13 protein-coding genes are annotated in these 13433 nt (G+C 66.5%); 10 read left to right on the top strand and 3 right to left on the bottom strand.

The features are described 5' to 3' along the window. Window positions 1-100 precede the first annotated feature (100 nt). Both JI746_RS10510 and JI746_RS10505 read right to left on the bottom strand, forming a co-directional pair. On the bottom strand, window positions 101-775 hold the full coding sequence (locus JI746_RS10510) for a response regulator (RefSeq protein ID WP_201689236.1): 675 nt from the start codon (window positions 773-775) through the stop codon (window positions 101-103). A gap of 97 nt (window positions 776-872) precedes the next feature. Then, window positions 873-1346, bottom strand: coding sequence for a MarR family winged helix-turn-helix transcriptional regulator (locus JI746_RS10505; protein WP_201689235.1), 474 nt, complete (start codon window positions 1344-1346; stop codon window positions 873-875). A gap of 145 nt (window positions 1347-1491) precedes the next feature. On the opposite strand from JI746_RS10505, the gene recA reads away from it, so the two are divergent. Further along, window positions 1492-2547, top strand: coding sequence for a recombinase RecA (recA, locus tag JI746_RS10500; protein WP_201689233.1), 1056 nt, complete (start codon window positions 1492-1494; stop codon window positions 2545-2547). A 9-nt stretch (window positions 2548-2556) separates the two neighbouring features. Continuing rightward, window positions 2557-3006 (top strand): recombination regulator RecX, encoded by a 450-nt coding sequence (gene recX, locus JI746_RS10495; protein WP_201689230.1) that lies wholly within the window; start codon window positions 2557-2559, stop codon window positions 3004-3006. Between the two features lie 146 nt (window positions 3007-3152). Here the strand turns inward: recX and argC are convergent, their stop codons facing one another. Further along, the gene (gene argC / locus JI746_RS10490) at window positions 3153-4073 is read right to left on the bottom strand and encodes an N-acetyl-gamma-glutamyl-phosphate reductase (RefSeq protein WP_201689229.1); all 921 of its coding nucleotides are present in this window, start codon (window positions 4071-4073) and stop codon (window positions 3153-3155) included. Between the two features lie 163 nt (window positions 4074-4236). On the opposite strand from argC, the gene sucC reads away from it, so the two are divergent. The 8 genes from sucC (at window position 4237) to tfpZ (ending at window position 13365) form a co-directional block, all read left to right on the top strand. After that, window positions 4237-5400: an ADP-forming succinate--CoA ligase subunit beta gene (gene sucC / locus JI746_RS10485; protein ID WP_201689223.1), complete on the top strand. Its 1164-nt coding sequence runs from the start codon at window positions 4237-4239 to the stop codon at window positions 5398-5400. Window positions 5401-5415: 15 nt separating this feature from the next. Then, window positions 5416-6309 carry a succinate--CoA ligase subunit alpha gene (sucD, locus tag JI746_RS10480; RefSeq protein ID WP_201689221.1) on the top strand — a complete coding sequence of 298 codons (894 nt, stop codon included), beginning with the start codon at window positions 5416-5418 and terminating at the stop codon, window positions 6307-6309. 504 nt (window positions 6310-6813) lie between these two features. Beyond that, window positions 6814-7599: a Stp1/IreP family PP2C-type Ser/Thr phosphatase gene (locus JI746_RS10475; RefSeq protein WP_201689219.1), complete on the top strand. Its 786-nt coding sequence runs from the start codon at window positions 6814-6816 to the stop codon at window positions 7597-7599. Window positions 7600-7636: 37 nt separating this feature from the next. Further along, window positions 7637-8392 (top strand): FHA domain-containing protein, encoded by a 756-nt coding sequence (locus tag JI746_RS10470; RefSeq protein WP_201689216.1) that lies wholly within the window; start codon window positions 7637-7639, stop codon window positions 8390-8392. Between the two features lie 28 nt (window positions 8393-8420). Beyond that, complete coding sequence (locus JI746_RS10465; RefSeq protein ID WP_201689214.1) at window positions 8421-10670, top strand: CHASE2 domain-containing protein; 2250 nt, start codon at window positions 8421-8423, stop codon at window positions 10668-10670. A gap of 10 nt (window positions 10671-10680) precedes the next feature. Beyond that, the gene (locus JI746_RS10460) at window positions 10681-11478 is read left to right on the top strand and encodes a 3',5'-cyclic-nucleotide phosphodiesterase (protein WP_201689213.1); all 798 of its coding nucleotides are present in this window, start codon (window positions 10681-10683) and stop codon (window positions 11476-11478) included. Between the two features lie 415 nt (window positions 11479-11893). Next, complete coding sequence (locus JI746_RS10455; protein WP_201689211.1) at window positions 11894-12463, top strand: pilin; 570 nt, start codon at window positions 11894-11896, stop codon at window positions 12461-12463. A gap of 131 nt (window positions 12464-12594) precedes the next feature. Then, on the top strand, window positions 12595-13365 hold the full coding sequence (gene tfpZ / locus JI746_RS10450; RefSeq protein ID WP_201689209.1) for a TfpX/TfpZ family type IV pilin accessory protein: 771 nt from the start codon (window positions 12595-12597) through the stop codon (window positions 13363-13365). The last annotated feature ends 68 nt before the right edge of the window (window positions 13366-13433 follow it).

Here is a 13433-nt window from a genome sequence, read left to right as displayed (position 1 = left end):
GCCTTTCGATCCGTCACCCCCGCGCAGGCGGGGATCCAGGCAGCGCGCCGCGCGCGCTCTTCGAAAGCCCTGGATTCCCGCCTTCGCGGGAATGACGTGCTCAGGAGGGAATCTTCTCGAGACAGTAGCCCAGCCCCCGCACCGTCGCAATGCGGATCGGCCCCTTCTCGATCTTCTTGCGCAGGCGGTGGATGTACACCTCGATGGCGTTGTTGCTCACCTCCTCGCCCCACTCGCACAGGCGCTCGACGAGCTGGTCCTTGCTCACCAGCCGGCCGGCGCGCTGCAGCAGCACCTCCAGCAGCCCCAGCTCGCGGGCCGAGAGTTCGACCATCTTGCCGTCGATGGTGGCCACGCGGCCGGCCTGGTCGTACAGCAGCGGGCCGTGCTTGATCGTGGCCGTGGTGGCGCCCATCCCGCGCCGGGTGAGGGCGCGCACCCGCGCCTCCAGTTCCGAGAGCGCAAAGGGCTTGGCCATGTAGTCGTCGGCGCCGAGGTCGAGGCCCTTGACGCGTTCGTCGATGGCATCGGCCGCCGTGAGGATCAGGACCGGCACCGTGGAGCCGCGGGCGCGCAGCTTGCGCAGCACCTCCAGCCCGTGCATCCGGGGCAGGCCCAGGTCCAGGATCAGGAGATCGAACTCGTTGTTCGTCATGAGGGCCGCGTCCGCCTCGGAGCCGCTGGCCACGTGGTCGACGGCGGCGCCGGCGGCGCGCAGGCTGCGCAGCAGCCCGTCGGCGAGCACCTGGTCGTCTTCGGCGATGAGGATCCGCATGCTTGTCTCCTGCTCGCGCCTGCGCAGGCGCTTCGTCGGCCGGATTCTAGGCGGCGGACCTCGCGCGCGACTGACGTGGATCAGTCCGCCACGCCGCTCACGCCGCGCCTGCGTAGGCCTCCAGCCCGATCGCGACGACGGTGGCCACATCGCCGCCGACTTCGGCGCGGAACTCCTGCTCCGCCTGCGCCACCGCGTCCTTGAAGGCCTGCAGCCAGGCCAGGCCGGTGGGCGTGAACTTCACGACCCGGACGCGCGCATCCCGCGGATCGGCCTCGCGCGTGACCAGCCCCCACGCTTCGCACTGGTCCACCAGGTCGCCCATCGCCTGCTTGCTCATGCCGGCGCGCTGCGCCAGGTCGGTCAGACGCGTGCCCTGCAGTTCGAGGTGGCGGGTGATGTGGATGTGCGCCGCGCTCACCTGCGCGCGCGCCGCGAGGTTGGACAAGGCCAGCGGGACGTTGATGTCGTGCGCCATCAGGTGCAGCACGCGCTCGTCGAAGCGCCGCGTGGCTTCGCCGAGCAGGCGGCCCAGGTGCGTCAGGCGCCACGCCTCGTCCAGTGCATTCATGCACAGATCGTAAGGCAAACTGACCAAAAAAAGCGTTGTCCGCCAGCGACCTGGATCGTTACATTACTGGCCATGCATCCAGCCTGTGCTTGAATCCAGCCGGATGAGCCGAACCAACCCATTGATGCGCAAGGAGAAACCCAAGATGGACGCCCAAGTGAAGGGATCGAAGGTCGCCGCCGCCGACAACGAAAAGGCCAAGGCCCTCGCCGCCGCGCTGGCCCAGATCGAGAAGCAATTCGGCAAGGGCACGATCATGCGCCTGGGCGAAGGCGAGAAGATCGAGGACATCCAGGTCGTCTCCACGGGCTCGCTGGGCCTGGACATCGCGCTGGGCGTCGGCGGCCTGCCGCGCGGCCGCGTGATCGAGATCTACGGCCCGGAGTCCTCGGGCAAGACCACCCTCACGCTGCAGGTCATCGCCGAGATGCAGGCCCAGGGCGGCCAGTGCGCCTTCGTCGACGCCGAACACGCGCTGGACATCCAGTACGCCCAGAAGCTGGGCGTGCATGTGTCCGACCTGCTGATCTCGCAGCCCGATACCGGCGAGCAGGCGCTGGAGATCGTCGACAGCCTGGTGCGCTCCGGCGCCGTCGACCTGATCGTGATCGACTCGGTCGCCGCACTGGTGCCCAAGGCGGAAATCGAAGGCGAGATGGGCGACTCGCTGCCCGGCCTGCAGGCCCGCCTCATGAGCCAGGCGCTGCGCAAGCTCACCGCCACGATCAAGAAGACCAACTGCATGGTCATCTTCATCAACCAGATCCGCATGAAGATCGGGGTCATGTTCGGCAGTCCGGAGACCACCACCGGCGGCAACGCGCTGAAGTTCTACGCCTCCGTGCGCCTGGACATCCGCCGCACCGGCACGATCAAGAAGGGCGAGGAAGCGATCGGCAACGAGACCAAGGTCAAGGTCGTGAAGAACAAGGTGTCGCCCCCCTTCAAGACGGCGGAATTCGACATCATGTTCGGCGAGGGCATCAGCCGCGAGGGCGAGATCATCGACATGGGCGTCGCCAACCAGGTGCTGGAGAAGTCGGGCGCCTGGTATGCCTACGCCGGCGAGAAGATCGGCCAGGGCCGCGACAACGCCCGCGAGTTCCTGCGCGAGAACCCGGAGCTCGCCCGCGAGATCGAGAACAAGGTGCGCACGATCCTCGAGATCCCGCTGCTGCCCGCGGACGTCGACGCGGAGTAAGGGCCTGCCATGGCGTTCGGCCAGCTGTCCGTCAAGGGCCGCGCGCTCAGGTTGCTGGCCGGCCGCGAGTATTCGCGGCTGGAGCTGGAACGCAAGCTGGCCGCGAAGGAGCCCGATCCGGGCGAGGTGAAGCAGGCGCTCGACGAACTGCAGGCCAAGGGTTTCCTCGACGAGCAGCGCGTGGTCGAATCGATCGTGCATCGGCGCGCGGGGCGGGTCGGTTCCGGGCGGATCCGGCAGGAACTGCAGGCCAAGGGCATCGATGCCGAGCGCGTCGCCGTCGCCGTGGCCAGCCTGAACGCGACGGAGTTCGAGCGGGCGCGCGAAGTGTGGCGGCGCCGGTTCGGGCTGCTGCCGGAGGATGCCGCGCAGCGCGCAAAACAGGCGCGCTTCCTGGCAGCGCGCGGCTTCAGCGGGGAGATCGTGCGGCGCGTGCTGAACACGCCGGACGACGAGTGAGGGGCTGAAAACGCTGGGGTTCCGGCGCTTCGCGCGTCACCGCCAGCCTACGGCGCCGGCAGCGCTGCGCTGGGGTGAAACACGGCTGCGGCTGAGTAGGCTGGCGGTGAGCCGCGCCAGCGCGCGAACCCCAGCGCTCCGCACCGTCAGATCCCGAGCATCAACTTCAGGTTCTGCACCGCCGCCCCACTGGCGCCCTTCCCAAGGTTGTCCAGGCGCGCGATCAGCACGGCATGCGAATAGTCCATGTTGTGGAAGACGCGCAGTTCCATCCTGTTCGTGTCGTTCAGCGCCTGCGGCTCCAGCTTGCCGTCTTCGGTCGGCGGCTCCACCGTCACCCATTCGCTGCCTTCGTAGTGGCGCTTGAGCACGCTCTCCAGGTCGCCCGGCGTCGGCTTGCCCGGAAGCGTGTTCAGGTGCAGCGGCAACTGCACCAGCATACCCTGGCGGAAGTTGCCCACCGAAGGCACGAAGATCGGCCGGCGCACCAGCCCCGTGTACTTCATGATCTCCGGCAGGTGCTTGTGCTTCAGCCCGAGCGCATACAGTTCGTAGGCCGGCGCCTGGCCCGCTTCGTAGGCCTCGATCATCTGCCGGCCGCCGCCCGAATAGCCGCTCACGGAAGGCAGCACCACGGGGTAGTCGGTGGGCAGCACGCCGGCATCCACCAGCGGACGCAGCAGCGCGATCGCGCCGGTGGCGTAGCAGCCCGGGTTGCTCACGCGCTGCGCCTTCTGCACGGCTTCGCGCTGGCCGGGCGCCAGCTCGGGAAAGCCGAACACCCAGCCTTCCGCGGTGCGATGCGCCGTCGACGCGTCGATGATCCGCGGCTTCCTGGCGCCGGCGCGGCCGATCTCTTCGACCATCGCGGCGGACTCGCGCGCCGCCTCGTCGTGCAGGCACAGGATCACGAGGTCCACGCCCGCCATCAGCTCGCGCTTGGCCGCCGCATCTTTGCGCCGCTCGGGCGCGATGCTCACCAGCTCGATCTGCGGCATGCCGGCCAGCCGCTCGCGGATCTGCAGGCCGGTGGTACCGGCTTCGCCATCAATGAAGACCTTCGCCATCTGATTTCCTATAGCAAGTGCTTATGGTGACTGTAAGTCCCAAGTCGGATTTGGTGCACTGCAGCATGATAAAGTCTGCAACCGACCGCCCGCCTGACCGTCCAGCCTCGCAAAGCCGCGCCCGCCGGTCTTCCGATTTTCCACTTCCCCGAGAGACAGCCTCATGAAGATCCACGAGTACCAAGGCAAGGATATCTTGCGCAATTTCGGCGTGCCGGTGCCGCGCGGCATTCCGGCCTTCACGGTCCAGGAGGCGGTCGAAGCCGCCCAGAAGCTGGGCGGCCCCGTCTGGGTCGTCAAGGCGCAGATCCATGCCGGCGGCCGTGGCAAGGGCGGCGGCGTGAAGGTCGCCAAGAGCGTCGATGACGTCAAGCGCCTGGCCGGCGAGATCCTCGGCATGCAGCTCAAGACGCACCAGACCGGCCCCGAGGGCCAGAAGGTGCGCCGCCTCTACATCGAGGACGGCGCCGACATCCAGAAGGAGTACTACCTCTCCGTCGTGACCGACCGCGCCACGCAGAGCGTCGCCTTCATCGCGTCGAGCGAGGGCGGCATGGACATCGAGGAAGTGGCGCATTCGACGCCCGAGAAGATCGTCAAGGTGTTCGTCAATCCGCTGACCGGCCTGACGCAGGCGCAGGGCGAGGAACTGGCGCGCGGCATCGGCATGCCGGCCGACTCGCAGGCCCAGTTCGTCGACATCTGCCAGAAGCTCTACAAGTGCTACATGGACACCGATGCGTCGCTGGTGGAGATCAACCCCCTGAACCGCGACGGCAAGGGCAAGGTCATCGCCCTGGACGCGAAGTTCAACTTCGACTCCAACGCGCTGTTCCGCCACCCCGAGATCGTCGCGTTGCGTGACCTGGACGAAGAGGACGCGGCGGAAATCGAAGCGTCCAAGTTCGACCTGGCCTACATCTCCCTGGACGGCAACATCGGGTGCCTGGTGAACGGCGCCGGCCTGGCGATGGCCACCATGGACACCATCAAGCTGTTCGGCGCCTCGCCGGCCAACTTCCTCGACGTGGGCGGCGGCGCCACCCCCGAGAAGGTGACCGAGGCCTTCAAGATCATGCTGAAGAACCCCAAGGTCAAGGCGATCCTGGTGAACATCTTCGGCGGCATCATGCGCTGCGACACCATCGCCACCGGCGTGATCACCGCCTGCAAGGCCGTGAACCTGAGCGTCCCGCTCGTCGTGCGCATGAAGGGCACCAACGAGGACGTGGGCAAGAAGATGCTGGCCGAGAGCGGCCTCCCGATCATCAGCGCGGACACCATGGCCGAAGCGGCCCAGAAGGTCGTCGCCGCCGTCAGCAAATAAGTCAGGAATAGAGCCATGTCGATCTACATCAACAAGGACACCCGGGTCATCACCCAGGGCATCACGGGCAAGACCGGGCAGTTCCACACCGAGAAGTGCCAGGAATACGCGAACGGCAAGAACTGCTTCGTCGCCGGCGTGAACCCGAAGAAGGCGGGCGAGAAGATCTTCGACATCCCGATCTTTGCCTCCGTCAAGGATGCCAAGCAGCAGACCGGCGCGACGGTCTCGGTGATCTACGTGCCGCCGGCGGGCGCCGCCGCCGCGATCTGGGAAGCGGTGGAAGCCGACCTGGACCTGGCGATCTGCATCACCGAAGGCATCCCCGTGCGCGACATGCTGGAAGTGCGCAACCGGATGAAGCAGAAGGAAGCCAGCGGCGGCAAGAAGACGCTGCTGCTGGGCCCCAACTGCCCGGGCCTGATCACGCCCGACGAGATCAAGATCGGCATCATGCCGGGCCACATCCACAAGAAGGGCCGCGTCGGCGTGGTCTCGCGCTCGGGCACGTTGACGTATGAAGCCGTGGCGCAGCTCACCGAGCTGGGCATCGGCCAGTCGTCGGCGGTCGGCATCGGCGGCGACCCGATCAATGGCCTGAAGCACATCGACGTGATGCAGGCCTTCAACGACGATCCGGACACCGACGCCGTGATCATGATCGGCGAGATCGGCGGCCCCGACGAGGCCGATGCCGCCCGCTGGTGCAAGGACAACATGAAGAAGCCGATCGTGGGCTTCATCGCCGGCGTCACGGCGCCTCCCGGCAAGCGCATGGGCCACGCCGGCGCGCTGATCTCCGGCGGCGCCGACACGGCCGAAGCGAAGCTGGCGATCATGGAGGAGTGCGGCTTCCGCATCACCCGCAACCCGTCCGAGATGGGCCGGATCCTCAAGTCGCTGATCTGATCGAGGGCTTCGCTCCCGAAGGCCGGCTGCCGCGAGGCACCGGCCTTTTCGTTGGCTCGCCCGCGGCCCCCGCACTGGCGCCAGCCTGCAACAATTCGCTCTTTCGTTGTAGGGAAGTCGCTTGTCCCTGCCGGTTCCGTCTGCTAACTTCGCGCCCTTGGTCCTGCCCCGGAAGGGCGGTTGGAAACGCATGGGTGCAGCGAAGGTCGCGGCGCCGGACAAGGGACAGGAAGTGAGCCACTCCTCGACTGGCAAGCGCGCCACGCGCTGGCGCACGATGGCCGCAGGCTCATCGGTTAAGCAGCCTGACGCCGCGGTGCATGCAGGCAACGGTTTTGGCAAGACCCTGCCGCCGTCAGGCCTGCCCGGCTATGATGCGGCAGAGAACGACCGGCACGCGCGAGGCGCGGCCCGGCCCAACGTCCGCGATCCACATGTCCGGGGCTGCCGAGATGCCCCAGGCCGGCGGCGGGAAGGCCGGCCGGGAGCCTTGATGCGCCAACTATGAACTACGAGTTTTGCTTCCGCACGGACCCAGGTCTTGCGCGCGAAAACAACGAGGATTCGGTCACTGTCGATGAAGCGACGCGCCTGGGCATCCTGGCGGACGGCATGGGCGGCTACAACGCGGGCGAAGTCGCCAGCGGCATGGCCACCACCTTCATCAAGTCGGAGCTCGGGCGCTGGCTGGCGCAGGCGGGCCGCCACGCCAATTCGCGCGAAGTGCGCCGGGCGATGGAAATCTGCGTCGACAACGCCAACCGCTCGATCTTCAACGCCGCCAATTCCAACCCGCAGTACAGCGGCATGGGCACCACCCTGGTGGTCGGCGTGTTCCAGGATGGCCGGCTGATGCTCGGCCACATCGGCGATTCGCGCTGCTACCGCCTGCGCAACGGCCAGCTGGAACAGATCACCAAGGACCACTCCCTGCTGCAGGAGCAGATGGACGCCGGCCTGATCACGCCCGAACAGGCGGCGACCTCCACCAACAAGAACCTCGTCACGCGCGCCCTCGGCGTGGAGGACGCAGTGTTGCTGGAAGTCAACGAACACCGGGTCGAACCTGGTGATCTTTACCTCATGTGCTCGGACGGCCTGTCGGACATGCTCGACGACGACTCGATCGCCCGCATCATGGCCACGGAGGTTGCTCTCGAACAGAAAGCGGTCGAACTGGTCGACGCCGCGAATGCGAATGGCGGACGCGACAACATTTCGGTGCTGCTGGCCCAGGCCAACAGCGGCTCCAGGAAAAAAGGCTTGATCTCGCGCTGGCTGGGACAATGACGCGAGGCAACGGACAGCTTATGAACAGGAGTCGACCATGCCGAAAATGATCGTTTCGATCGACGGTGTCGTCATCAAGGAAGTGCAGTTGACCAAGGACCGGACGACGCTCGGGCGCCGGCCCTACAACGATATCGTGATCGACAACCTCGCCGTTTCCGGCGAGCACGCCGTGCTGCAGCTGACGGGCAACGACGTCTTCCTGGAAGACCTGAACAGCACCAACGGGACGTACGTCAACGGCAAGGCGGTCAAGAAGCAGCTGTTGCAGAACAACGACACGGTCGAGATCGGCAAGTACAAGATCAAGTTCATCAACGAGGTGCCCGGCGCGACCTTCGAGAAGACGATGATCATCAAGCCGGGCATGGTGCCGCCGGTGCCGCGCCCGGCCGCCGCGCCCGCCGGGGCCCCTGCCGCGGGCGGTGCCGCTGCGCCGGCGGGCGCCGCCGCGCCGCTCTCCAGTTCGCAGGCCGCCGCCCAGGCCGCGGCCGCCGCCGTCATCAACAAGCCCTTCGATCCCAGCTCGATGAACGCCAGCATCAAGGTGCTGTCGGGCGCCGCCGCCGGACGCGAAGTGCCGCTGGTGAAGGTGGTCACGACGATCGGCAAGCCCGGCGTCGCAGTGGCCGCCATCACCAAGCGGTCCAACGGCTTCGTGGTGGCGCACGTCGAGGGCGCCAACAAGCCGCTGCTCAATGGCACCCCGATCGGCGCCGAGCCGGTGACGCTGAAGAACGGCGACATGCTGGAACTCGCCGGCACGCAGATGCAGTTCATGCTGGCGACCTGACAGCCGGGGTCGCTGCGCCCGCACGGCCATGGGACTGCTTGCCCGGCATGGGTCCCGCGTCGCGATCACGCTCCTGCCGCTGGTCTTCGCGCTGCTCCACGCCGTGGGCGCGCTGCCGATGCAGTTCCTGCACCGGCTCGACGCCATCCTGTACGACGCGCGCCTGCGCGCCACCATGCCGCAGACGCTGGATCCGCGGGTGGTGATCGTCGACATCGACGAGAAAAGCCTGGCCGAGGTGGGCCGCTGGCCCTGGAGCCGCAACCGGCTGGCCGAGCTGGTCGACGAGCTGTTCGAGCGCCAGCAGGTCACGCTGCTCGGTTTCGACGTGGTGTTCGCCGAGCCGGACGACAGCTCGGGCCTCAAGCGCCTGCGCCAGATGGCCGAAGACGAACTGCGCGACGCGGCGGGCTTCCAGGAGCGCTTCGCGAAGCTGCAGTCCTCGCTCGATTACGACGCGCTCTTTGCGCGTTCGCTCGCCAATCGCCCGATCGTCCTGGGCTACTACTTCACGGCCGACCGCGAGGGCCGCAAGAGCGGCGTACTGCCGGCGCCGGTGATGACACGCGAGGCGCTGCAGGGCCGCCCCATCGCCTTCACCCGCTTCAACGGCTACGGCTCCAACATCGACGCGCTGGCGAAGGCGGCGCCGGTCGCCGGCCACTTCAATCCGCTGACCGATCGCGACGGCGTGGTGCGCTCGATCCCGCTGGTGGCCGAACACGAGGGCGCGTACTACGAAGCGCTGTCGCTGGCGATGTTCCGCATGCTGGTGGGCCGGCCCGCCGTCGAACCGGGCTTTCCGCGCGAGCGCCTGGTGGGCCGCGACTACACGGGGCTGGAAAGCGTGGTGCTGCGCCGCGGCCAGCGCAAGCTCGAAGTCCCGGTCGACGACCGCGTCGCCACGCTGGTGCCCTTCCGCGGCCCGGGGGGGCCGGCGGGCGGATCGTTCCGCTACGTCTCCGCCTCCGACGTGCTCTTGAAGCACCTCGCGCCCGGTGAACTGAAGGACAAGATCGTGCTGGTCGGCACCACGGCCCCGGGCTTGCTGGACCTGCGCGTGACGCCCGTCGGCGAGACCTACCCGGGCGTCGAGACGCATGCCAACGTCATCACGGGCCTGATGGACCACCGGCTGCTCGTGAAGCCCGATTACGCGGTCGGCTACGAGGTGGTGGTCCTGCTCGTGGCGGGCTTGCTGCTGGCGCTGCTGCTTCCGGTTTTCTCGGCGCCGACGGCGGTGCTGGCGAGCTTCGGCGTGGTCGCGGGGCTGCTCGCATCGAATTACTACCTGTTCGCGGTGCACGGGCTGGTGCTGCCGCTGGCTTCGGCGCTGGCGATGGCCGGCACTGCCTTCGCTCTGAACATGAGTTACGGCTACTTCGTCGAAAGCCGCAGCAAGCGCCAGATCGCCGACCTGTTCGGCACCTACGTCCCGCCGGAGCTGGTGGACGAGATGGTGAAGGACCCGCGCAGCTACAGCATGAAGGCCACCAGCAAGGAGCTGACCGTCATGTTCTGCGACATGCGGGGCTTCACCCGGATGTCGGAGAAGATGGAACCGACGCAGCTGCAGGAACTCCTCAACCAGGTGTTCAGCCGGCTCACGGACATCATCCGCGCCAACCGCGGCACCATCGACAAGTACATGGGCGACTGCGTGATGGCGTTCTGGGGCGCGCCGGTCGACACGCCGAACCACGCCGACCTGGCGGTGAAGTCGGCGCTGGAGATGACGCAGGCGGTGGTGCAGATCAACGAGGCCCACCGCACCAGCGGCATCCCGGAGATCGGTGTCGGCATCGGCATCAACACCGGCACCATGTGCGTCGGCGACATGGGCTCGGACGTGCGCCGCAGCTACACCGTGATCGGCGACGCGGTGAACCTCGCTTCGCGGCTGGAAGGCCTGTCGAAGGTGTACGGCACGGCCATCGTCGTCAGCGAAACGGCGCGCCGCCAGGCCGGCGGATTCGCCTGGCAGGAACTGGACCGCGTGCGGGTGAAAGGCAAGGAGCAGGCGGTGGGCATCTTCACGCCGCTCGGCCCCGCCGCGACGCTGCCACGCGAGCTCGCCGAGGAGCTGGAGACCTGGGAAATTTTCCTGCAGGCGTACCGTGCGCAGGACTGGAATCGATGCGATCTGCAGGTGCGGGAATTGCAGCGATTCGCCGCCAAAAAATACCTTTACGATCTGTATCGCGAACGTGTAGCCTCCATGAGGCAGCTGCCCTTCGACCCGTCGTGGGATGGCGCGACCACTTTCGAAACGAAATAGCGGGGAGCTGATGAGGGTGCGGGTCCTGGGCTGTTCGGGCGCCATCGCGAAGGACAGCCGAACCACCTCTTTCCTCGTCGACAGCGATGTGCTGGTCGACGCAGGCACGGGCGTGGGCGACCTGACGCTCGAAGAGATGCGCGCGATCCGCCATGTGCTGGTGTCGCACTCGCACCTGGACCACATTGCGGCCCTGCCGCTGATGGTCGACTCCATCGCGTCGCAGCTGCAGGAGCCGATCCGCATCTGCGCGCTGCCCGGCACCATCGCGGCGCTCAAGACGCACGTGTTCAACGACGTGATCTGGCCGGACTTCAGCCGCATCCCCTCGCCGCACGCGCCCTTCATCAGCTTCCAGGAAATCCAGGTGGGCCAGGTGCTGGAACTCGGTGGCAAGACCATCGAGGTGCTGCCCGCGGTGCACACCGTGCCCGCCTGCGGCTTCGCGCTCACCACGGGCACCGGCAACGGCAACTGGGTCTTCACGGGCGACACCGAGCGCAACCCCGCGTTCTGGCGGCGCCTGAACCAGATCGACGTCGCGGCCCTGGTGATCGAGACGGCCTTCAGCAATCGGGAGCAGGATCTGGCGCGTCGCAGCCTGCACCTGTCGCCGCATGCGCTGGCCGAGGAACTCGATTGCATCGAGAAGGGCAAGCGCTTCCCGATCTTCATCACGCACACCAAGCCGGCCGAGACCGAGCTGATCATGACGGAGATCCAGCGCTTCGACCAGGCGCAGCCCTTCGGGCCGGATGTGGCGCACGACATCCGCTGGCTCCGGGCGGGGCAGGAATTCGAGCTCTGAGCCTGGCCCCGAGGGCTCGGGGCAGGAGCAGGAATTCTTCGGTGCGAAGCAGGGTCGTCATCCCGTGAGGAGTGCGTGCGCAAGCGCGCAGCGACAGCAAGCCCGATTCCCGAGATCCGTGAAACGAAGCCGGCCTGTATGGGCCGCTTCGGCCTCACGACGCCGGTCGTCCGCTACGGGATCTGCTTGCGGATTTGAACATCGCCGAAACTTCTTACAGCTCCAACGTCTTGAAGCACGTTCCGTCGGTGTGCATCCGCTAACTGACAGGTTTTGTCACACGAGGTGACCTCTACGGTCACCCTCGCCCTGGGGATGCAGTGTGAAAGCGCTCATTCCTTCACGTTTCGACAGTGGCATAGCGATTGCGTTTGTTCCTTCGCTTCTCTCACACACACACAACCGGAGGTTTTCAATGAAGCGTCAACTGCAAAAGGGTTTCACCCTGATCGAACTGATGATCGTCGTGGCGATCATCGGTATCCTGGCCGCCGTGGCGCTGCCGGCTTACCAGGACTACATGGTCCGCACCCGCGTTTCGGAAGGCCTCGCGCTCGTCGAGCCGGCCAAGACGGCTCTGGCTTCTGAAGGTGTGTCGTCCCTGGTCGAAATGGGCACGGTCACCCGTACTTGGAATGCGCAGGCTGGCAGCACCGGGGCGAATTCCAAGTTCGTGGATAGCATCCTCTTCCCGGTCCCCGCCCCTGCTGCTGGCGCGAACCAAACCGAGAACCCCGTGCTCACCATTACGTACAACGCTGGTGCGGTCGGCGTCGCTGCGGCCAATAACACCCTCACGTTGACGCCGTGGATCCGCTCTGGTGCTGCCGGCGCCGGCGAAACGGCCATCGCCGCCGTGACTGCCGGCAACAGTGGCTCCCTGGACTGGGGCTGCTCCGCGCAAGGTGTTACCGCCAAGAACGGCATCACGATGGCGGTCGTCGGTACCATGCTGCCCAAGTACGCACCCGCCCAGTGCCGTTAATGGCCTGATCGGAACTGGCAAGTGCGATGCACTTTGCCAGTTCCAAGGAAAAAAAGGATTCCTGTGAGGGAGTCCTTTTTTCATTGCAGCTATCGCGACCCCGCGGGCCGGTGCCCGTCCCTGGACCATCCATGATTAGCTCCACGCGAGTTCGTGCCGCTTCGAAGGCGGCTCTCATTCATTTGAGCCTCAGCGCCTTGGTCGGCCTGACGGCAGCCGCGGTTGTTTTTGGTTTGTGGTTCCCTTATCCCTATCGGGCTCTCGCGGGCGGGCAGCACCTATTCCTTGTACTCGTCAGCGTCGACGTGGTGTGCGGTCCCTTGCTGACCGCAGTTCTGTTCAGCCCTTTCAAGTCACGACGCGAGATGGCCCTGGACCTATCCCTGATCGCCCTCGTGCAACTCGGGGCGCTGGTGTACGGCGTCCATGCCATCAGCGAGGCGCGCCCCGTTGTCGCTGCGTTCGAATCAGATCGGCTGGTGGCGGTCTCCGCGGCCCAGATCGATCCCGCGGACCTGGGTCAGGCACCGCCGGATCTGCGCAAGCTTTCCTGGAGCGGCCCGGTCCTTATAGGTACACGGGCGCCTAAGGACGGTGAAACGTTCGCCAGTGTGATGATGTCGGTGCAGGGCGTGGAGCCGAGTGCCCGTCCGGGCTGGTGGCAGTCGTACGACCAGAGCCGTGACCAGGTCAAGCAGCGCATGAAAAAGCTGGCCGACCTGCGCGCCGCGCGCGATGACGGAGCGCAGCGCGAGATCGACGCCGCCGCCGCCAAGTCGGGATTGCCGCTGCCGGATCTTTACTATCTGCCGCTGACCAGTCAGAAAATGTTGGATGGCTGGATCGTCCTGCTGGATAGCGATGGCCGCATCGTTGGATACGCGCCGGTGGACGGCTTCTAATCCGAGACTTTCGGCCAAACTGGTCTTGAGGCCCGGGGGCGGCATTGAAGACCGGGCACCCGCCGAAT

It is taken from the genome of Ramlibacter alkalitolerans, from assembly GCF_016722765.1.
In the GTDB taxonomy this organism is placed as follows: Bacteria; Pseudomonadota; Gammaproteobacteria; order Burkholderiales; family Burkholderiaceae_C; genus Ramlibacter; species Ramlibacter alkalitolerans.
The sequence above is the reverse complement of the archived record's forward strand: the minus strand, read 5'-3'. Positions and strand labels throughout refer to the sequence as shown.

What these genes read in the sequence shown, in the direction of transcription:
- JI746_RS10510 (WP_201689236.1), bottom strand. Translation starts at nt 775, where the DNA reads ATGCGGATCCTCATCGCCGAAGACGACCAGGTGCTCGCCGACGGGCTG.
- JI746_RS10470 (WP_201689216.1), top strand. Translation starts at nt 7,637, where the DNA reads ATGCCGAAAATGATCGTTTCGATCGACGGTGTCGTCATCAAGGAAGTG.
- JI746_RS10455 (WP_201689211.1), top strand. Translation starts at nt 11,894, where the DNA reads ATGAAGCGTCAACTGCAAAAGGGTTTCACCCTGATCGAACTGATGATC.
- JI746_RS10465 (WP_201689214.1), top strand. Translation starts at nt 8,421, where the DNA reads ATGGGACTGCTTGCCCGGCATGGGTCCCGCGTCGCGATCACGCTCCTG.
- tfpZ (WP_201689209.1), top strand. Translation starts at nt 12,595, where the DNA reads ATGATTAGCTCCACGCGAGTTCGTGCCGCTTCGAAGGCGGCTCTCATT.
- JI746_RS10475 (WP_201689219.1), top strand. Translation starts at nt 6,814, where the DNA reads ATGAACTACGAGTTTTGCTTCCGCACGGACCCAGGTCTTGCGCGCGAA.
- argC (WP_201689229.1), bottom strand. Translation starts at nt 4,073, where the DNA reads ATGGCGAAGGTCTTCATTGATGGCGAAGCCGGTACCACCGGCCTGCAG.
- recX (WP_201689230.1), top strand. Translation starts at nt 2,557, where the DNA reads ATGGCGTTCGGCCAGCTGTCCGTCAAGGGCCGCGCGCTCAGGTTGCTG.
- recA (WP_201689233.1), top strand. Translation starts at nt 1,492, where the DNA reads ATGGACGCCCAAGTGAAGGGATCGAAGGTCGCCGCCGCCGACAACGAA.
- JI746_RS10505 (WP_201689235.1), bottom strand. Translation starts at nt 1,346, where the DNA reads ATGAATGCACTGGACGAGGCGTGGCGCCTGACGCACCTGGGCCGCCTG.
- JI746_RS10460 (WP_201689213.1), top strand. Translation starts at nt 10,681, where the DNA reads ATGAGGGTGCGGGTCCTGGGCTGTTCGGGCGCCATCGCGAAGGACAGC.
- sucC (WP_201689223.1), top strand. Translation starts at nt 4,237, where the DNA reads ATGAAGATCCACGAGTACCAAGGCAAGGATATCTTGCGCAATTTCGGC.
- sucD (WP_201689221.1), top strand. Translation starts at nt 5,416, where the DNA reads ATGTCGATCTACATCAACAAGGACACCCGGGTCATCACCCAGGGCATC.